An 18553-nucleotide genomic window follows, 5' to 3' on the forward strand; every position below is an offset into this window, starting at 1 on the left:
AAGAAAGTAAAAACACCTCAAGCCTAAGAGTATTTTACACGAAACAAATCAAGCTGATATAGGAAATTGATATAGGAAAGGAAGGCTATATTATGTCGGAAAAGCAAAAAAAAGCGCTGAAAGCAGCGTTCCCTCATACTATTCCCATATTAACCGGCTTTTTATTCCTCGGTTTTGCTTACGGGGTCTATATGCACAGTGCCGGTCTTTCCGTGCTCTACACTTTCTTTATGGCATCTCTCATTTTTGGTGGTTCTTTGGAGATTTTGGCGGTCAGCTTTCTTATTTCTCCCTTTGCACCGCTGGAGACCTTTTTCCTTGCGGTAATGATTCAGCTGCGTCACCTGTTCTACGGCATAGCTATGCTGGACAAATTTCCAAAAGCCGGCTGGAAGCGCTTCTATCTTATCTTCGGGATGTGTGATGAAACTTTCAGTATCAATTACAGCGCAGAGATTCCGGAGGACACAGACCCGGAATGGTTCATGTTTTTTGTCACCCTTCTAAATCAAAGCTATTGGGTCATCGGCTCCTGTATCGGAACACTTCTAGGGAATGTTCTTCCTTTTTCCACGGAAGGAATTGACTTTGTGATGACCGCCCTCTTTGCCGTGATTTTCATGGACCAGTTCTTGAAAGAAAAAAATCATTTTTCTTCCTTCCTTGGTCTTTCCGTCTCCATCATCTCTCTACTTGTTTTTAAAGAGAAAAATTTCATTCTTCCCGCCATGCTCGGGATAACCGCTATTTTGCTACTCGTTAGACCGAAGTTGGAAAAGCAATAGAAATGATATAGAGAGAAAGGCTTATTCTATGACAGTATGGCAACGCATCATCACGATTCTTCTTTGCATATTGGGGACAATGCTCACGCGCTTTTTACCCTTTATTTTATTTCAAAAAAATACACCGAAAGCGGTACAGTATCTTGGAAAGGTTCTCCCTCCCGCAAGCTTTGCCCTGCTTTTAGTGTATTGTTTTCGAAATGTTTCGATTTTTAGCGGAAATCACGGACTCCCGGAATTTCTTTCCCTGGCCGCAACCATAGGCATACATTGTTGGAAACGGAATATGCTGCTTTCCATTTTCTCCGGCACCGTCCTCTATATGCTTTTCCGACAGGGAATCCTTGTTCTGCCGTTTTAGTTCTTCTCTTCCGTTTTAACTTCCCTTTTCTTTATTTTCCCCTTCATCTTTTTCTTTTCCAAGATCCGTTGCCTGGCTCCACACACGGAAATGAGATTTTGTCGTCTTCTTTACAATATACATCGCATAATCCGCATTCTTCTGCAGCTCATCCGGTGTTACTCCGCCATCAGGATACCAGCTGACACCGCCGGAAAGACGAAGCATCTTCTTCGTTCCGTCCGGAAGCACGATAAAGCTTTCATCTATCGTTTTCTGCAGTTTTTCAATCAGGCTGTTAATTTTACTTCGATTTCCATCCTCATCAAAAATGAAAATATTAAATTCATCTCCGGAAATACGGGAGTACAACGCATTCGAACCCAATGCCTCACGCATGGCATCCGATGCACAACGGATATACTTATCTCCGTACTCATGTCCGAAGCTGTCATTGACCATCTTCAGATTATCAAGGTCCATCATGATATAAGCACCTGTAGCATTTCCGCTTCCATGATGGTCCAGAAGTTCCCGAATCCGTCGCCCGAAAGCTCTTCTGTTATACAGGTCGGTCAGGAAGTCATGATCCCTTTCATACTGCAGATTTTCCTGCTCTTTCAAAAGACGGTCGGAAAGATCTTCCAACGCCTCCGACATTTGATCAATCTCCAGGATTCCCGTTTTCTTTAAGAGCAATTTTTCATTGGGCTTATTTCTCCTAACCTCTGAAGCCAACGCCTTAATCGGCTTCTGCAGGAAAATGGAAATGAATAGACTACCCAACAATCCGATTAAAATCGTTAAAATGACGGTCACGCCCATAACATAAAACATTCTATCGGCAAAGCGATTCATCGTTCTATAGGGAATCTCGGCGCCAAGTCTCCATTCCAAATCCGCAAAGGGTCCATTTGTCGAGAAAATCCGCAAAGGAATGCTGTAGGCATAGGTATCTCTCTCTACTCCGTCGGTTTCCAAATCAATATTATCCTCTATCGTTGTTTCCATGGATTCGAAACGAATCAATTCCTGATAGGTGCTGTCACTTAAGACATCCGAACCCATTTTTTCAATACTCATAAAGTAAGATGCGGTTCCGCTACTGTCCAATTCCTTCTCCGGAAGGTTGCTGTTCAAATAACTTAGCAGTACATCTACTCCCAAGACACCATATACCCTTCCGTCGGAAAGACGAAGAGGCACCGAATAGGCAATTGCCTGTCTGTCTTCACCAAAGAGCGTATAGGGTCTACTCCAGTATCCCAAATCCTCCCAGCCAACCTTCTCATCATAGTGGAAGCAGGCTTCTGTGGGCTGATAAAGGAAATCATAATAGGGGATATTCGCCTTTCCGAATTGGAAACTGGTATTCCAAGTCGTGTCGGTAGTCATTTGTTTGTTCCGAACCACCAGAAAGGGGGAGCGTTCTATCAGAATATCCAAGTTCTGAGAACTGGGCTTAGACTCCGGATCCAAATCGCGAAAATACAGTCCGGGCTTATCCTGGTACTGTCCGGATTCCATCCCATCTTTTAAGTCATCCGCATTTAAAATCAGGAATGCACCGGTCACATGATTGGTTCGCATCATGGTAATTAAATCATCCGTTACGGCATTCAGGAACGGGGCTGCATTTTCCGAGCTGTCATCAATTGCCTCTATATCCAGCTTTCCCGCCTCATATAAGCCATCTGCCAACTGATTGATTTTCTGCACCGTCTGTCCAACGTTCATCCATTGGTTTACCATGATGCTTTCCAGATAATTTCTTCTGGCTTCTACCCTACTCTCAATGATTTCCCTGGAATTGTTGTGAATCAATTGAAACAATCCCTGTCCATAAATGGAAACCATAAGAATTCCTATCTCTAAAATGAGCAGGCCCATCAGCGGAAGCAATATTTTCCTAAAAATCGGTTGTTTTCTCATTCTTTTCCCGGCAATCTAGCCTTTTATCCCTTCTATCTCGGAAAGCAAAGACTCATACCACAGAGTAAAATTCTCCTCTGTATCATACTCCCCTACCGCATCCTCTTTAGACAGGCCGGATGCTACAGCCGTCTCAATCGCCTTTTTGTCCTCAATCGCCTTGTCCTTCAAGGTGTTCTCCAGAATTTCCCTAAGCGTCGATATATTGTCCGCCGCAGGAATATAATACATTGTATGAGAGGAAACTGTTTTTAGGGCCTCTTCAATTGCAGGGTTGGTTCCTCTTCCCTTGATAACATCTACCGTTTGCACCGTTAAACTGTCCGAACGCACCGGCAAATAGTCTGCAGAAAGAGCAAAATTACTGTTTACGGATTCGGATGTAAGCCAACGCAAAAACTCTATAGAAGCTTTAATTTTCTGCTCGTCTCCCTTCAACACGCCAATGCCGGCTCCCTGCTGAATTGCAATCTTCTGCCCCTTAACAAAGTCCGGTGCGGGAAGGACAGTAGACTCGATGGGAAAATATTCCTGATCGGATAAAATAACCGCCTCAGGGAAATAACTGTAAGAAGCTGAAGTACTCACATAGGAAATAATTTCTCCCGTTCGTAAATCATCGGAACGGTATCTCCCGGAACTGCCAAAGTATCCTTTAATGTAAGGCACATAAAAATAATCCCATAACTTGTGTAAGACATCTTCCGGAAAATTATAGATGACTTTTCCGGAGGCATCCACGGAAACCAGATCCACTCCCATTTGCTTGGCACCGACCAGGAAATACGTCGCGAAATCCTCCTGTCCGAAAAAAGCCTTTCCGTCACCCTCTTCCGGGGTTAAGGCATCCGTATACTCGTAATACTTCTTGGCCACTTCAATCAATCCCTCTCGAGTGTCCAAGTCGGAAAGAATAGCTCCGGTCGCATCGGAAAAGCTCTTCCATGCTGTCGCATTCAAATAGAAAACCTCCGTGGATTTTGCTACCGGAAGAATTTTTATACCTTCTCTTTGATTTCCAAGTCTGCCTTCTTCCAGAAACCCGGGCACAAAATCGTCCATTTCTTTCTTAGTTAAGTAATTGCTAAGATTCACCAGATATCCCTTCTGATCCAATACCTTCCCCGTGTCTCTATACATAAAAGCCATATCGGGATAAGTGCCCTGTGCAAAGTTCTTATCCGTAAGAGCGAAAAGATTCGCTTCCAAATCATTCATCGATCCGGGACTCATCACATGGACCGTGATATTTAAATCCTTCCCTCGAGTTAAGTTAAACTCATCTACCGTTTTCAGGAAAACTTCCTGCTGCAACGCGGAATAATAACTCCATATATTTAATTCTATATTTTCCTTACTTCTTTTATAGGTATATGCTTTATCTTCCTGTCTATTCGCCTTTTTCTTGCAAGAAAAGAGGAACATCATGCACAAGAAGAAAAATAAAAGGAGCTGTAAGTCTTTTCTCTTCATTCTATATTTTCCTTTTTCCTGTCTACCTGTCTCAAAATGAAATGGAATGTCATACAAATTTTTTAACAGACTAAACTTTCTCTTATCAGTGAATATCATCGACTGTTTCATAACTGAATATAAGAAGACTGCAAAGCTTTTCCCCGTCCGTCCTCTTACTGAACAAAATCATTATAAACAAAAAAAAATTGATGTCCAAGTTTTTTATGATACTATATTCGAAAGCAGGAGAATTTTTTCTGTTTTTCTCTTATATCCTAAGCGGTTTTATCCGATAAAAAGAGGAAAGACCGGTTTGAATAGAAAGGATAGCTATGTCATTATTTTACGGAAATGGAATAGCCCTTACGGAGAAGACACTTGACCTCTTGTGGGGAAGGCAAAACTTAACGGTAAACAATATCGCGAATGTTGATACCCCAAACTACAAGTCAAAGTATCTCACCTTTGAGAATGAGCTTCTTCACCGTATCTCCACTGCGGAAAAGGGCGGGCAGAAAAAAGTTCATGTGGCTCGGGCAATTGATGGACAAAGAGCTCGGATACACAGCACGAGAAATGAGTCCAGCAGGTTGGACGGCAACAATGTAGACATGGATCAGGAACAGGTAGAGCTTGTCAAAACTACCTATGCCTACCAGTATATGGTGAATTCCGTAAACAATGATATAAAACGACTTATGGCAGCTGTAAAAAGCTTCTAGTCCCTTTTCTTCTATATAATATAGGAAGAGCTTATAGCAAGAAGAGGAAAAATGATGACTTCGGTAAGAAGGGATGCTTCCGATTTTCTCCGAATATATTATTTTTCTGTATTCTACTATACGACTTCAGGAATAGAGAAAAAGGATGGAAGCACTGCCCCGGCAGTGTTTTTTTGGCATTATGATTCTTTGCTTATAGACTGAGCAGAATCGCCGATAAATTACCAGGACAGAAATATTGCAAATTGGATAGTGGTAGTAAATACCTCTGGAAATACTTACTGAATCAAAGTGTTTCCAACGAGATAGCGCAGAACAAGTGTGTGATGCTCGTTTAGAATGAAAAATAGCGAAAAGGTGGTAAAACTATGGATAGTACAATGGAAGGAATGTTGGATACCTATCTTCTGGAGACGGAATCTCTCTTGGATAAGTTAGATGAGATGCTGATTGCGGCTGAGAAGGTCGGGGACTTTTCCACAGATGACGTAAACGAAATCTTCCGTATCATGCACACCATAAAAGGGTCCAGTGCCATGATGGAATTCACCCCCATCTCCAGCATTGCACACCATATCGAGGATATGTTCTTCTTTATCAGAGACAAGGGCATCGATTCTTTAAACGGTGAGCAAAAGAGGGAGCTCTTCGACCTCATGTTCCGCTCGGAAGACTATCTTCGAAGCGGTCTGGAGAAAGTAAAGGCTGGAGAAGAATTAGACAATAACGTAGATGCCTTTGCAGGAGAAATCAACGGCTTTTTGGCTAAGATTTCCGGAAAAGGCGGAGACAACTCTGCCGCAGGAGCAGCCTCTACACAGACTGCTTCCGCTTCGGGAGAAAGAGTCCTTCCAAATGACCCCACTGCCAAAAAGTTTATTCATGTCTTTTTGGATGAGGGAATCGGAATGGAGAATCTCCGTGCATTTATGATCGTAAATGCCATCAAGGAGTTTGATTTGGAGTTCCGTTACTATCCCGAAGATATGGACAGTAATCCCGAAACCGCTCAGAGTATTATTGATTCCGGATTTTTCCTTGCTTTCGATAATGATGAGACTCTGGACAAGGGAGAAAAAGTACTCCGTGAGCAGAGCCATATTCTTTCCTACGAAATCGTGGAAGGAAAGAAGGAAGAAGCAAAGAAAGAAGAGACAGGAAATGCTAAGGAAAGTACTCCCAAAGCACAGGGAGATAAGGATAACGGAAATGCACAGCAGGCCGCTCAGCAGAAATCTGCCGCACCGGTTAAGCAGAGCTTGATTTCCGTAAACTTACAGAAGCTGGACAGCTTAAACGACCTCGTGGGAGAAATTGTAATCACGGAATCCATGGTTACCTCCTCTCCCGTTCTTCGTATGTTGCCTCAGGAAAGTCTGGACAACTTTATGAAGTCCGCAAGACAGCTTCGTAAGTTGACTGACGATTTGCAGGATATTGCCATGAGTCTCCGAATGGTATCCATCTCCGGTGTATTCCAGAAGATGAATCGTATCGTTCGTGATATGAAGCAAAAGCTCGGTAAGGAAGTAAAACTGACCATTATCGGTGAAGATACGGAAGTAGATAAGACGATTGTCGACAGCATTCAGGATCCTCTTATGCATATTGTTCGAAACAGTATGGACCACGGTATCGAAGAGACCAAGGAAGAACGTATTGCTGCAGGTAAGGATGCAGAGGGAGAATTAACCCTCTCCGCCTTCCACACCTCTTCCGAAGTCATTATCACCGTTGCCGATGACGGATATGGCATGAATCCCGAAAAGCTTCTCGATAAGGCGGAAGAAAAGGGTCTCCTCTATAAGCCGCGTTCCGAATATTCCAAAAAAGAGGCACTGGGACTCATTATGCTCCCCGGTTTCTCTACAAACCAGAGCGTAACGGAGTTCTCCGGCCGAGGTGTAGGAATGGACGTAGTAAAGAAGAACCTGGAGTCCGTTGGCGGAACCATCAGTATTTCCAGTGAGCTTGGAAAGGGTTCCACTTTCACCATGAAAATCCCGCTTACTCTCGCCATCATGGATGGTATGAAGGTCAATGTAGGCGACAGTATTTTCACTATTCCAATCGTAAACATCCGTCAGTCCTTTAAGGTTGACGATGCGGAAGTCGTTTTCGATGAAAACGGAAATGAGATGGTTAAACGTATGGATGTCTTCTATCCTATCGTACGTCTCAACAACTTCTACGGTATCGAAGGAAAGTATACCGATCTTGCAGACGGTGTTCTGATCTGGGTAGAAGCCAACGACAAGTCCTGCTGCCTCTTTGTGGATGATTTAATCGGAGAGCAACAGGTTGTAGTAAAACCGCTTCCGGCTTACTTTAATGCCTATAATTTGAAGGATAGCGGAATCAACGGATGTTCCATCTTGGGAGATGGTAACATTTGTATCATCTTGGATGTCTTAGGCTTGTACTCTCAAGCCATTGAAAATAATTAAGGAGGGAAGTATGGGCGAAGAAGAATTAATGGATGATTTGCTGGAGGGACAGGAGTCTGTGGAAGAAGCGGACAGCATTGACGCAGAACGTTGCCTTACCTTTGAATCCGGCGGAATGGTGATGTATATGAGCACCAGCTATGTTATTGAAATCATCAATGACCACAGCATCACTGCACTTCCCATTGTACCCCAGTATGTTAAGGGCATCATTAACTTAAGAGGTTCTATCCTCCCGGTTATTGATATTCGTCTTCTGATGGACAAGGAAGCTGAGGAGTATACCTCTAAGACCTGCATCATCGTATTGAATATTGATTCCGTTTCCATCGGAATCATCGTAGACCGTGTAAGACAGGTTATCGATATCGATTTGAGCGAGGTTCAGCCGATTCCTCTCAGAAACAGACAAAAACTGTGTAACGGTATGATTACATTGGACAGCGGCGAAGTCGCAATGTCCTTTGATGCAGAAGCATTGGTACAATCTTCATCCGATGCTGTATAAGGGGATCTTTCATGTACGATTTGTCGGACGAGGATTTTAAACGCTTATACAGCTATATGCAGGACAAGTTCGGCATTGATTTAAGTAGAAAGAAACCTTTAATCGTAAGCCGTTTGTCCTCCATATTGGAGAAAATGGGATATCGTGATTTTCACAGCTATGTAAGCGATATTTTGAAAAGGGAAGATCAGGAAATGTTGACTACCCTTTTAAACAAACTGACTACAAACTATACCTATTTCATGCGAGAGGAATCACATTTTGATTACTTGGAAAATGTAGTTCTCCCGGAGCTTGCAAAGAAGCACGCAAGAGACAAGGTGCTTTCCATCTGGAGTGCCGGCTGCTCTTCCGGAGAAGAGCCCTACAATATTTCCATGTATCTTCTCGAATATTTCGGAAAGCTTCCCGGAAAGTGGGATACCAGAATTTTGGCTACGGATATTTCTCACAATGTCCTCTCCAAAGCTGCAAACCCGCGCTACCCTGAGGAAAGCTTGGAGAAACTTCCGAAATCATGGAAAAATAAATATTTTGTACCGCTGGGAGACGGATTTTACACGGTTACTGAAGCATTGCGGAAAAATGTCATTTTCCGACCGTTTAACCTGATGGAGCCCATTCATTTTAAGAGGGACTTCGATTTAATCTTTTGCCGAAACGTCATGATTTATTTTGATCAGGCCACTAAAGATGCTCTGGTAAAACGCTTTTATGATGTAACCTATCCCGAAGGACACCTGTTTATCGGGCATTCCGAAGGACTGACGAAGCAAACCTGTCCCTACCAATACATAAAACCGGCTATCTACAAAAAAGAAGCATAGCCTACCGCCTTATCTTGTCGCTTTCAAAGTTTTGGAAGAAACAAGATAAGGCTATATTACCTTTAAGGACTGGCTTAAGGAGAGGCGATGAAAGACTTTTCATTTCCAAAAAACTATTTTCAGCTGATTGCAATGGGGGCTTCCACCGGAGGAACGGAAGCTCTACTTGCCGTCTTGGAGAAGCTTCCCGGAAATCTTCCGCCTATCGTCATCACGCAGCATATGCCACCGGTTTTTACCAATATGTATGCAGAACGCTTAAACAGAATTTGTAAAATGGAAGTACGGGAAGCAAAGGATGGAGACCCCCTCTACCCCGGACTCTGTCTGATTGCTCCGGGCGGTTTACAGATGCAGGTTCTAAAAGATACCTCGGGAATGAGGGTAGAGTGTAAAGAAGGAGAAAAGGTAAGTGGACACTGCCCTTCCATCGACTATCTCTTTTCCTCCGTAGCCAAGGCAATCGGCGCTCACGCCGTAGGAATCATTTTGACCGGCATGGGAAAGGACGGTGCAAACGGTCTTCTGTCCATGCACGAAGCGGGCGCCTATACACTCGGACAAGATGAAAAAAGCTCTATTGTCTACGGGATGCCCATGGAGGCCTATAAACTGGGGGCAGTAGACAGGCAGGGAAACTTATCGGAAATCGCGAATTATCTTCTTAGCGCAATACAGTAGGAGAAAGAAATGGGAATTTTTAAGACAATCACGCAAAAGCTTCTTATGTGCAGTGCCAAACAACTCGGCATTGCCGCTGTTGCGTCCCTTTCTGTAATGACAGCCAGCTTTTCCGCCATTGCATATAACGGCTATAGAGAAAGTTTGAAGCAAATGGATGCCAAAAAGGAAGGTAGCGTATCCGGAGAAAGTCGCTTTCAGCAGGTATTTTATAATCATACTGCCGACCGCTCCGACTCCGTCCAAAACGAAGGTGCTACCGTAAAAGAGGCTGTGTCTATTGATTCGAATGCCCCGAGTGCTTCCGAAAATACCGCTTCGGAATATTCGAAAAAGAATTCTTCCTCCAGAACAAGTGAAAACGAAACAATCCAATCGGAAGAAGATACAAATTCTGCCGAAGATACGGAGGGAACAACAGCGGAAACGGCAGAACCGTCCTTAGCGGCAAGCTCTGCGGAAGCCGCTAAGGATCCGAGTACAACCGCTACAAAGCCGGCTACAGTCGCTACGAAACCGGACACAGCCGCCACTTCGGAAGCAGCACCTGCCCCGGAAAAAGCAGAGTCCGCCCCGCTTCCCAAAGAAGATTTAAATAACCCTTCTACCATTGCAGATACTGCGGAAGATGCGCAGGAACCTCCCGTGATTCCCGTCAAGACGGATCCTTTTGAAAACTACTATGGCACCTCTACCTTTAATGACTATAATGTCTACCTGGATACAGCCATGGGGCCCATGTATTACTATAATCAACACGACAGCCATTGGGGCAGTTACCTTTACGGCGGGCAAGATACAATCAGTAAATACGGCTGCGGTCCGACCACTGCCGCTATGATTGTTTCCGCCTTTGGAAATGTAAACGGTAGTATCACACCGAAGGAAATGGCAAACTGGTCTGCATCCTATGGTTATTTTGCTCCTAAGAGCGGATCCTATCACGATTACATTCCTGCGGTTCTTTCCGCCTTTGACTTAATCGTAGACAGTGTAAAGGATGGAGAACGCACTCCCGAACATGTCGCAGAGCTCTTAAATTCCGGTCATATTCTGGTTGCCCTCATGGGAAAGGGAGCTTTAACAAATGGCGGACATTTCATTATTATTACAAAGCAAAATCCGAATGGAACCGTCTGCATCGCCGACCCGAACTCCTATAACAATACGAATAAAGAGTGGAGTCCGGCTCAACTGATGCGAGAATTAAAGAAAAACTACGACGCCGGCGGCCCTCTTTGGTCGGTTCGTGCGCCGAAAGCATAAAGCCTGTATGAAAACTCCCGCTCTACACTCTTTGCAAAAGATGTAGGGCGGGTTTTTTTCAGCAAAAAAGGCTTATAGGACAAAACGTGTTGATGAAAACCGCTCTACAGCTAGATAAATAAAGGCTGTAGGGCGGTTCAATCTTTTTCAAAACAACTTTAAGGGTGGACAAAACGTGTTGATAAAAATGCTGTAAGTCCTTGTACAGCAACGAGTTATGAGGGTTTAATCTTCCTTGAAACCATACTCCTTGGAGGAAGATGAAATGAATCAAATAAATTGCCCTATTTGCGGAAAGAAATGTGTTAAATCAGGAAAGACCAATGCCGGCTCTCAAAGGTGGTTATGCAAAGCATGTAAGAGTTCTTTCACGCATAAGATTGATAATAACTCAAAGGAATTGAAGAGCTTTTTAGAGTGGCTATTCGGCAAAGAGGCACAATCCACCATGCCTGGAGAAGGAAGGAGTTTCAGAAGAAAAACTGCTAAATTTTGGGATATATGGACAATGCCTCCTAAGATAGAAATCTCCGGGGATGTCTTATTTTTAGATGGTATATATCTTGGGCGAAAGGCATGTATACTCATTTGCTGTGATGAAAAAAATGTGCTTGGATGGTACCTCTGCAGATATGAACATGCAGGTGCATGGATCGCTCTTATGAAGCGTATAGCAGAACCAAGAATGGTTGTTTCAGACGGGGGAACCGGCTTTGGAAAAGCACTAAAGCAAATATGGCCTAATGCCAAGCATCAAAGGTGTATATTCCACGTGTTCTGTCAGATAAAGCGTTATACAACTTCAAGGCCAAATACTATGGCGGGTATAGAACTTTATTCTTTGGCTAAAGATCTCTTAAAAATAGAAAACAAAAACGAAGGTGGAAACTGGATGAAACGCTTTGTGGACTGGATTAAGAAATACCAGGAATTCCTTAGTGCAATGACTATAGATGAGTATGGGAATAAAAGACCAACACATGAAAGACTACTAAAAGCAGAAAGGTCCTTACTAAGACTCATTCGAGAGAATACTCTATTTACATATCTTGATGATGAATTCACTACTAGCTTTTCTACGCCATCAACGAATAATAGAATAGAGGGTGGCATTAATTCGCGTCTTAGGGAAATGCTAAGGAATCATAGAGGGTTATCGATAGAAAGAAGAATAAAAGCGGTCTTCTGGTGGTGTTATATGCACTCTCCAGAGCCGCTTTCTTCGTCTGAAATATTAAAGATAATGCCAACTGATAAAAGCATTGTAAGGCTTTATAAAAAGATGAATGAGAAACAGAGGTTAGAAAAAAGCCTTTCCATTTGGGGTGATGCTATTGTGTGGAGCGATCTCCATAACGAGAATAAAACATTCATTGATTGGGATTAGCCATCAACACGTTTTGTCCTATAACTCGCAAAAAAACGAGGCGGTGAAATCCGCCCCGTAGTCTTTTCTGTTTCCGTTTTCAAGGATTAAACTTCTTCTACCAGTTCTTCTCCGCTAATGCTGTTTACCACATCGGAAATTCGCTTTACAACGGAAGATATCTTCTCGTTTACGGCAGAACTGCTGTCGGACAGACGTCCAACCTCATCAGCAACCACGCCGAAGCCCTTACCGTGCTCTCCGGCTCTTGCAGCCTCAATGTTTGCATTTAAAGCAAGAATCTTCTGTCTGCTTTGAATACTCTTTAAGTCATTTGTGCTTTTCCGAATTTCTTTTACCAGACTCTGGGTTTCATTGATTCCGGATGTAAGCTTATCCACAAAAGAGTGGAAACGACTTTCACTGCATTCCGCTTCCAAATAATTGGAAAGACTTACATTGAGCAAACGAAGTGCAGCCTCTCCTCTCTCCTGCTCTACTGAAGCATCATCCTTCAGAAAAATTGTTGCTACTTTCTCTCCCTGGTACTGCAGTTCTTCTTGGATAGAGGAAGAGCCAAATTCATGGGAACTGCGATCTAAAGTATCGGCCTTCCCTGGCTCCCTCTTCTCAGCATCGGCAAAATATACCGTTTTTCCATCTGTCGCCTGTACCATCGCCTCAAGTCCTGTAGCGATTGCCCAGTCACGAAGTATGGATTGAAATTGCTCTTTCCCTGCAAAATCTTGAATTTGAATTGCCATTTTCTTCCTTCCTCTTCTATCCTATTCTTAGAATATGAAAATTAACATTGTATACTCTTATATCGACAAAGGAAAAAAGAGATATAACAAATTTTTAAAAAATTATTCCCTTTTAAAAAAATGCTTTTTCATTCATGCAATCCCTTTCCAACCGGTTTCTTATCCGAAATTTTTACAATGCATAAAATTTTAAGAGTCAGGATGCAAGAAATAGTGTATACTAACCATCAGTATGAAATAGGCTCGGTTCGGTTTCCTATCACGCCGTTTCCGACTTCAGTATAGAAAGGATAAACATGCAATTTCAACTCTGCCATGAAAATGATACTTCTCTTCGACTTCGTTTGGATCGTCACCACCTAAGCGGGAAAGAGGAGCAAATCTTAAGCGATATACTTTCTTTGCATCCGCAAATTACCGGGATCCAGATTTATCCTGCAACCGCAGGACTTCGCATTTTTTTTAAAGGAAGCAAAGCAAAGCTTTTGGAAAGCTTGGAGGCAATCTCATATGGCAATATCCTTTTTCTTGCCGAGGGACTTCCCAAAACGGAAGATTTTCATGTTCAGCTTCTACCAAGCGGAAAAGAAATTATAAGAGAATTAAGCAAGACGAAGAAAATGAATCCCGGCTTAAAAAAGAAAATCGGGAAAGAGATTAGTTTGGAAGCCATAGCGGACCTCATTCTTCCCACTCCTCTTTCCCTTGCCTTTCACGTTTATCAACTACTGCTTCTCGCCAAGGCGTAATTCCTGCAAGGCATGTAGTCCATAGTATTGATCACAGAACCACTCTTCCGCCTCTCCCTTTAGGAAAATGAGCACGTGCTTTGCTCTGGTTACGGCAACGTATTCCAAACGGGTGAGGCGGTTTTCCATCTTCCCGCTACAGTTCCCTCCGGCTTCCGTAATAATGACAATGTTGGCATTTAAGCCCTTGGATAAATGGGCTTCAAAAACCATCTTATCGAGTGCACTGTCGGAAAACCCAACTCCGGACAGACTTTTCTTGTAATACTCCTGTTTCTCTTTGCTTCTGCACAGAATCAGAAAATCCCTTTCTTTTAAATTCGGATAAGCGAACAGAATCTCGGACACAAGCTCTCGAAGGGCTATTCCGTCTTCTCCCGTAAAGTCTCTTCGGAATACACCATGGAAGGGACAGTACTTCAGGAACTCTTTTCTCTGAGAAGGATACATATCCCGATAGGAATGCATGCGTTTCCGAAAAGCCTCATTAATCCAATCCACAAGCATTTTATTCGCACGGTAATTTTCGTTCAGATATAAAACCCGTACGTTCTTCTTCTCTTCCATCTTTTTCTTCATATCGAAAAAGACTTGCTTGTCCTCTTCCGCCTCCTGATAAATGGTCTGTCTGGGATCCCCCACCATAAAAAGACAGTTGTGCCGCATCTTTCCTTTTTTATCCGTAGCCAGGCTCAGAAGAATACTCAGCTGGGTCTGATTTAAGTCCTGGAGTTCATCTGCATAGATCTTGCTAAAGTCTCTTCTCAGCACCTGTAAAAGCGCCTTATCTTCCTGTAAAAGCCTGTAGCAGCGTTCCTCTACGGACAGAACTTCTTCTGATTTTTCCTTCTCTTCTCCGGTCTTAGCCTCTTCTCCGATCTTAGCTTCCTCTCCGGTCTTAGCTTCCTCTCCGATCTTAGCTTCTTCTCCGGATTTATCCTTTTCTATCTCGTTCCTTTCCTTTTCCTCCGTCGTTTCCTTCTTTTTCATGGAAAGAACCCACAGACAAAAATCGTCAAAGGTCATAATATGCATTAAGTCTATGCCGTGGACTTTTTTCTTCAGTCTGTGACTTGCTTCTCGATTGATTGCAATTTCTCTGTACAAATGCTTCTTGATTTTCTGCTTAAATTCCTGTACTGCCTCTTCAGTAAAGGCAATTAAAAGAAAATGGGAGAGTCTTTCACCTCCCATAATCTGGTTTAAAATTCTCCTCGAAAGTAGGGTGGTTTTCCCTGTTCCGGGCCCTGCAATGATGAAGAGATTATCCTCCGCACTCCGGATATACTCCCTCTTCCTCTGCTCAGTCCAAAATCTCTTGCTCTTCTCCATTCTACCCTCTATTTTAAAAAACAGGGCATCGTAAAAACGATCCCCTGCCTTCTTTTACTCTGCCTTTGTTGTCAAACGAAGTCCCATGCTTTCCAGCTTATTTAAAATCTCATCCAGCGACTTTCTTCCCATATTTCTTACTTTCATCAAATCGTCCATGGTTTTCGCACAAAGATCCTCTACCGTATTAATTCCTGCTCGCTTTAAGCAATTGTAGGAACGTACGCTGAGCTCCAGCTCATCAATGCTCTTGTTTAATTCATCGCTCTTCATCTCATCCGTGCTGCCTGCGCCTGCATTTTCACGCACATTTCCTTCCATATCAATGAAAAGCTTCAAATGAGTCTGTAAAACTCTCGCTGCAAGTGAAACCGCCTCTTCCGGGGCAAGCGTTCTATCCGTGCTGACATCCAGCGTCAGCTTTTCCTCTTCTCCCTGCTCTTCAATAAAAACATTCACTTTCTTCACCGGAGAATAAATGGCATCCACTGCAATCACTCCGATAGCCAAGTCACTGTGATCACGGGTGTTTGCCCCGTCATAGCCTCTTCCTCTGGTAATGGTCAATTCCATATAGAGCTTTGCATCTTCTCCCGAAAGAGTTGCAAGAACCAAATCCGGGTTCATAATCTCAATTTCCGAGCTCACCTTGATATCGGAAGCCTTAACAATCCCCTCTCCCATATAATCCACATAGGCCATAACGGGCTCCTCGGAACTTCCGGTATAGCGAACCGCAAGCTTCTTTAAGTTCATAATAATCTCGGAAACATCCTCTTTCACTCCGGGGATGGAGGAAAACTCATGATATACACTGTCAATTTTCACTTCACTGACTGCGGCTCCGGGCATGGAAGAAAGAAGAATTCTCCGAAGAGAGTTCCCCAGTACAGTTCCTTCTCCCTTAACAAGAGAAGTACAAACAAAACGACCAAACCCCTGATCCTCTATAAGCTCTTCTACTTCTAATACCGGTTTCATAGCATTCTCCATTCCGTACTCCTACTATAGTTTTTTGAAAAGAAATTACCTATATAAATTATATAAATTAATCCAGCCTATCTATTATACTCATTTTCCGGAAATTTTCGAGTGTTTTTCCGAAAATGAGCGGAAAAGACAACTAAGCTGCAAGATGTTTCCCGTTCTCGAGGCCGTCCAGCTGTCTCACAAGAATCTCTTCTATAGAAACCTGAAACAAAATACTCAGAGCAAACATGTTGTCCAGACTCGGAAGAGCCTTTCCCTGCTGCCACTTATATACCGCCTGCGGCTCCACAAAGCCCATAAAGGAAGCAATATCTTTTACGGAAAATCCCTTCTCTTTTCTAAGGCGTTCAATATTCTTTCCCGTAGCATACACATCAATCACAGGATATTCCAGTGTTCTGCATTCTTCCATTAAAGAGCTCCCTTCTTCTATAATCTATTGCCCGAATCAAGATTTCTCCTAAGCGAGCGCTTATCTCTAAAAAATAAAGCATTTGCTAAAAATAAGCGGAAGCTTAACTAGCCAAGCTTCCGCTGTGTGAAAAAGCTGATGACGGGAATCGGACCCGTGACCTCCGCACTACCAATGCGACGCACTACCGACTGTGCTACATCAGCATACTCAGAACATTAAGAAAATAGCATAAGAACCTACTCCCTGTCAATTCTTTTTGGAAAAAACTATGCCTCGCTTTTTTCACTTTATTTCCTTCTTACGCTTTTTTCTTTCCTTTCTATAACGTATTGTCATAATCGAGCATAAAAGCTATAATAGGCGAAGTTAATTTTTATGATTCAGGATTACATTTTATGAATCATAGAAATTCATTTCACCTAAAATAAGGCGGGAGGACAGGAAGTAAAAATGAAAAGCAAAACGATAATGGCAGTTGCCGAGGCTCTGGGGCTAAAATACCTGGAAGATATCGGAGAAGCTGCAGGGGTCTTTAACGGGTATTTCATATCCATCCGTTACAGCGGAAAGTTTCACGAAGGTTCCTTTTCCCTATCACAGATGGGGCAGCACCCGAGCAAAGACCTTTTGAAACTCATTGACAAAAGCGTCAAGCAAGTGAGCCACCTCAATTTGTCCGGCTACCTCGTGAATGCCGTTTTTAAAAACGGTTTTACGGATAAGGGGACCATACAGAACATGATTGACGGGATTTCTCAGCTGACAACGCATTTTTCTGAAAACGAACTGACAAACTGCAGTGAAGTGGACGGGCAGGAGGAAAATATTTCCATCTACTGTCTCAGCGGAAAATGCCATATCTACACCAGAAATCAATTCGATGCTCTTCGGCTGAATGCGGAAGAAAAAAGGCAGAAAGAAGAAAATCGAGGGATTATCGGTGTGATTCTCGGTATATTCGGTGCACTGATTGGTGCGTTTGTCGGTGCCATCTTCGTCTTTTTCATTGCAAGACTCGGGTATATTTCCCTCTATGGCGGTGTAATCATGGGCTTCTCTACTGTTCTCGGCTATAAGCTCTTTGCCGGACGGTTCGGTCTGATCGGTATCCCTGTTTGTTTAGCCTTCATGGGCATCATGGCATACCTTGTCAATCGTCTGGATTTCTCTTTTTACTTATCCGAAGGTTTCTACGGGGACTTCAATCACGTATTGGAATGCTTCCAATATGTTCGGGAAAGAATCCAGGAAACGGGTGAACCGCAGGTTGCTGCAGACTATCTTCATAACCTTTACTTGCTCTTAGCCTTCACCCTGGCAACCGGAGCCCTCGCTACGATTACCACCTATTTTACAGACAAAAAAGCCCTGCCGTCCTATCCCGTCCTTAATGAAAGTTATAGCATTCCTACAGCAGGTAGCTATTCCGCTACACCGGATTTAAGCGCTCTTTCCGGTTTAGGGGAATATGCGGATAGCAACAGGGACTATACAAGCGGAGTCGGTGACGATACCGACACGAATGCCAACTAAGCCGGTACAAGATAAAATGGACTCCGGTCCTAAAGAAAATACATTTCACGATACTTCCTCCGGAGAGGAGGATGCTTTCGTCAATGCTTTCCTATATTTTTAAACCAAAAAGAAAGAGGAGATTATTATGTCACAAAAGCAGATTTTGACCATCGTTGTTAGCCTTGTTTGTGCCGGTATTGCCTTCGCGGAGATTCAAAACATCCGTTATGCGAAGCAGATTGACACACCGACAACCATTCACCCCATCAGATTGATCGCATGCATCGCAATCGTCTTAATGGGAATCTATTCTCTGGTTACCGGAAACTATATCCTGAACGTAGGATAGTTCAGCGCGGTATTTTCTGAACGAGATATCGCACGCTCTTAGGGCTGTACTCGTTAAGAATAAGAAATGAAAGAAGGGGGAAGCTATCTATTCAATGGCCTCCCCCTTCT

18 protein-coding genes and 1 tRNA gene are annotated in these 18553 nt (G+C 43.2%); 12 read left to right on the plus strand and 7 right to left on the minus strand.

Going from position 1 to position 18553, the window contains the following annotated elements:
• Positions 1 to 92 precede the first annotated feature (92 nt).
• Both HMPREF9624_RS05560 and HMPREF9624_RS05565 read left to right on the plus strand, forming a co-directional pair.
• Positions 93 to 785, plus strand: a complete 693-nt coding sequence (locus HMPREF9624_RS05560) for an AzlC family ABC transporter permease (RefSeq protein WP_009536903.1) — start codon at positions 93 to 95, stop codon at positions 783 to 785.
• A 28-nt stretch (positions 786 to 813) separates the two neighbouring features.
• Positions 814 to 1146, plus strand: a complete 333-nt coding sequence (locus tag HMPREF9624_RS05565; RefSeq protein WP_009536904.1) for a branched-chain amino acid transporter permease — start codon at positions 814 to 816, stop codon at positions 1144 to 1146.
• Positions 1147 to 1161: 15 nt separating this feature from the next.
• On the opposite strand, the gene HMPREF9624_RS05570 is transcribed toward HMPREF9624_RS05565, so the two are convergent.
• Both HMPREF9624_RS05570 and HMPREF9624_RS05575 read right to left on the minus strand, forming a co-directional pair.
• Positions 1162 to 3057: a sensor domain-containing diguanylate cyclase gene (locus tag HMPREF9624_RS05570; protein WP_009536905.1), complete on the minus strand. Its 1896-nt coding sequence runs from the start codon at positions 3055 to 3057 to the stop codon at positions 1162 to 1164.
• A gap of 15 nt (positions 3058 to 3072) precedes the next feature.
• Entirely contained in the window at positions 3073 to 4530 is a 1458-nt protein-coding gene (locus HMPREF9624_RS05575; RefSeq protein WP_009536906.1) for an extracellular solute-binding protein, read from the minus strand.
• 314 nt (positions 4531 to 4844) lie between these two features.
• Between HMPREF9624_RS05575 and flgB the strand changes: the two genes are divergently transcribed.
• From flgB to HMPREF9624_RS05610, 7 genes are all read left to right on the plus strand, one after another.
• Entirely contained in the window at positions 4845 to 5234 is a 390-nt protein-coding gene (flgB, locus tag HMPREF9624_RS05580; protein WP_009536907.1) for a flagellar basal body rod protein FlgB, read from the plus strand.
• Positions 5235 to 5602: 368 nt separating this feature from the next.
• Entirely contained in the window at positions 5603 to 7681 is a 2079-nt protein-coding gene (locus HMPREF9624_RS05585) for a chemotaxis protein CheA (protein ID WP_009536908.1), read from the plus strand.
• Positions 7682 to 7691: 10 nt separating this feature from the next.
• Positions 7692 to 8189, plus strand: a complete 498-nt coding sequence (locus tag HMPREF9624_RS05590) for a chemotaxis protein CheW (protein WP_009429141.1) — start codon at positions 7692 to 7694, stop codon at positions 8187 to 8189.
• Positions 8190 to 8200: 11 nt separating this feature from the next.
• The gene (locus HMPREF9624_RS05595) at positions 8201 to 9016 is read left to right on the plus strand and encodes a CheR family methyltransferase (protein ID WP_009427996.1); all 816 of its coding nucleotides are present in this window, start codon (positions 8201 to 8203) and stop codon (positions 9014 to 9016) included.
• A gap of 87 nt (positions 9017 to 9103) precedes the next feature.
• Complete coding sequence (locus HMPREF9624_RS05600; RefSeq protein WP_009536909.1) at positions 9104 to 9697, plus strand: CheB methylesterase domain-containing protein; 594 nt, start codon at positions 9104 to 9106, stop codon at positions 9695 to 9697.
• Between the two features lie 9 nt (positions 9698 to 9706).
• Complete coding sequence (locus tag HMPREF9624_RS05605; RefSeq protein WP_009536910.1) at positions 9707 to 10963, plus strand: C39 family peptidase; 1257 nt, start codon at positions 9707 to 9709, stop codon at positions 10961 to 10963.
• A gap of 265 nt (positions 10964 to 11228) precedes the next feature.
• Positions 11229 to 12350, plus strand: coding sequence for an IS256-like element ISOrsp1 family transposase (locus tag HMPREF9624_RS05610; RefSeq protein WP_009536911.1), 1122 nt, complete (start codon positions 11229 to 11231; stop codon positions 12348 to 12350).
• Positions 12351 to 12436: 86 nt separating this feature from the next.
• Here HMPREF9624_RS05610 and HMPREF9624_RS05615 read toward each other — a convergent pair whose 3' ends face one another.
• Complete coding sequence (locus HMPREF9624_RS05615; RefSeq protein WP_009536912.1) at positions 12437 to 13093, minus strand: methyl-accepting chemotaxis protein; 657 nt, start codon at positions 13091 to 13093, stop codon at positions 12437 to 12439.
• A 296-nt stretch (positions 13094 to 13389) separates the two neighbouring features.
• Between HMPREF9624_RS05615 and HMPREF9624_RS05620 the strand changes: the two genes are divergently transcribed.
• Positions 13390 to 13842 (plus strand): hypothetical protein, encoded by a 453-nt coding sequence (locus HMPREF9624_RS05620; RefSeq protein ID WP_009536913.1) that lies wholly within the window; start codon positions 13390 to 13392, stop codon positions 13840 to 13842.
• Here HMPREF9624_RS05620 and HMPREF9624_RS05625 read toward each other — a convergent pair.
• The 4 genes from HMPREF9624_RS05625 to HMPREF9624_RS05640 all read right to left on the minus strand — a co-directional run bounded on the left by HMPREF9624_RS05625 (position 13819) and on the right by HMPREF9624_RS05640 (position 16782).
• Complete coding sequence (locus HMPREF9624_RS05625; RefSeq protein WP_009536914.1) at positions 13819 to 15174, minus strand: UvrD-helicase domain-containing protein; 1356 nt, start codon at positions 15172 to 15174, stop codon at positions 13819 to 13821. The two genes, HMPREF9624_RS05620 and HMPREF9624_RS05625, sit on opposite strands and share 24 nt — an antisense overlap.
• Positions 15175 to 15228: 54 nt before the next feature.
• A complete protein-coding gene (locus tag HMPREF9624_RS05630; RefSeq protein ID WP_009429865.1) occupies positions 15229 to 16167 on the minus strand; it encodes a DNA-directed RNA polymerase subunit alpha in 939 nt (312 codons plus the stop codon).
• 130 nt (positions 16168 to 16297) lie between these two features.
• Positions 16298 to 16576 (minus strand): helix-turn-helix transcriptional regulator, encoded by a 279-nt coding sequence (locus HMPREF9624_RS05635; RefSeq protein WP_009429370.1) that lies wholly within the window; start codon positions 16574 to 16576, stop codon positions 16298 to 16300.
• Between the two features lie 133 nt (positions 16577 to 16709).
• Positions 16710 to 16782 (minus strand) — tRNA-Thr (locus HMPREF9624_RS05640).
• A gap of 247 nt (positions 16783 to 17029) precedes the next feature.
• Between HMPREF9624_RS05640 and HMPREF9624_RS05645 the strand changes: the two genes are divergently transcribed.
• Both HMPREF9624_RS05645 and HMPREF9624_RS05650 read left to right on the plus strand, forming a co-directional pair.
• On the plus strand, positions 17030 to 18112 hold the full coding sequence (locus HMPREF9624_RS05645) for a hypothetical protein (protein WP_009536915.1): 1083 nt from the start codon (positions 17030 to 17032) through the stop codon (positions 18110 to 18112).
• Positions 18113 to 18239: 127 nt separating this feature from the next.
• Complete coding sequence (locus HMPREF9624_RS05650) at positions 18240 to 18443, plus strand: hypothetical protein (RefSeq protein WP_009429100.1); 204 nt, start codon at positions 18240 to 18242, stop codon at positions 18441 to 18443.
• The last annotated feature ends 110 nt before the right edge of the window (positions 18444 to 18553 follow it).

This window comes from Oribacterium asaccharolyticum ACB7 (assembly GCF_000238075.1).
Lineage (GTDB): Bacteria > Bacillota > Clostridia > Lachnospirales > Lachnospiraceae > Oribacterium > Oribacterium asaccharolyticum.

Coding starts and splice junctions, on each gene's coding strand:
- HMPREF9624_RS05585 (WP_009536908.1), top strand. CDS start 5,603: ATGGATAGTACAATGGAAGGAATGTTGGATACCTATCTTCTGGAGACG.
- HMPREF9624_RS05595 (WP_009427996.1), top strand. CDS start 8,201: ATGTACGATTTGTCGGACGAGGATTTTAAACGCTTATACAGCTATATG.
- HMPREF9624_RS05575 (WP_009536906.1), bottom strand. CDS start 4,530: ATGAAGAGAAAAGACTTACAGCTCCTTTTATTTTTCTTCTTGTGCATG.
- HMPREF9624_RS05590 (WP_009429141.1), top strand. CDS start 7,692: ATGGGCGAAGAAGAATTAATGGATGATTTGCTGGAGGGACAGGAGTCT.
- HMPREF9624_RS05635 (WP_009429370.1), bottom strand. CDS start 16,576: ATGGAAGAATGCAGAACACTGGAATATCCTGTGATTGATGTGTATGCT.
- HMPREF9624_RS05625 (WP_009536914.1), bottom strand. CDS start 15,174: ATGGAGAAGAGCAAGAGATTTTGGACTGAGCAGAGGAAGAGGGAGTAT.
- HMPREF9624_RS05605 (WP_009536910.1), top strand. CDS start 9,707: ATGGGAATTTTTAAGACAATCACGCAAAAGCTTCTTATGTGCAGTGCC.
- HMPREF9624_RS05610 (WP_009536911.1), top strand. CDS start 11,229: ATGAATCAAATAAATTGCCCTATTTGCGGAAAGAAATGTGTTAAATCA.
- flgB (WP_009536907.1), top strand. CDS start 4,845: ATGTCATTATTTTACGGAAATGGAATAGCCCTTACGGAGAAGACACTT.
- HMPREF9624_RS05565 (WP_009536904.1), top strand. CDS start 814: ATGACAGTATGGCAACGCATCATCACGATTCTTCTTTGCATATTGGGG.
- HMPREF9624_RS05620 (WP_009536913.1), top strand. CDS start 13,390: ATGCAATTTCAACTCTGCCATGAAAATGATACTTCTCTTCGACTTCGT.
- HMPREF9624_RS05645 (WP_009536915.1), top strand. CDS start 17,030: ATGAAAAGCAAAACGATAATGGCAGTTGCCGAGGCTCTGGGGCTAAAA.
- HMPREF9624_RS05560 (WP_009536903.1), top strand. CDS start 93: ATGTCGGAAAAGCAAAAAAAAGCGCTGAAAGCAGCGTTCCCTCATACT.
- HMPREF9624_RS05570 (WP_009536905.1), bottom strand. CDS start 3,057: ATGAGAAAACAACCGATTTTTAGGAAAATATTGCTTCCGCTGATGGGC.
- HMPREF9624_RS05630 (WP_009429865.1), bottom strand. CDS start 16,167: ATGGAGAATGCTATGAAACCGGTATTAGAAGTAGAAGAGCTTATAGAG.
- HMPREF9624_RS05600 (WP_009536909.1), top strand. CDS start 9,104: ATGAAAGACTTTTCATTTCCAAAAAACTATTTTCAGCTGATTGCAATG.
- HMPREF9624_RS05650 (WP_009429100.1), top strand. CDS start 18,240: ATGTCACAAAAGCAGATTTTGACCATCGTTGTTAGCCTTGTTTGTGCC.
- HMPREF9624_RS05615 (WP_009536912.1), bottom strand. CDS start 13,093: ATGGCAATTCAAATTCAAGATTTTGCAGGGAAAGAGCAATTTCAATCC.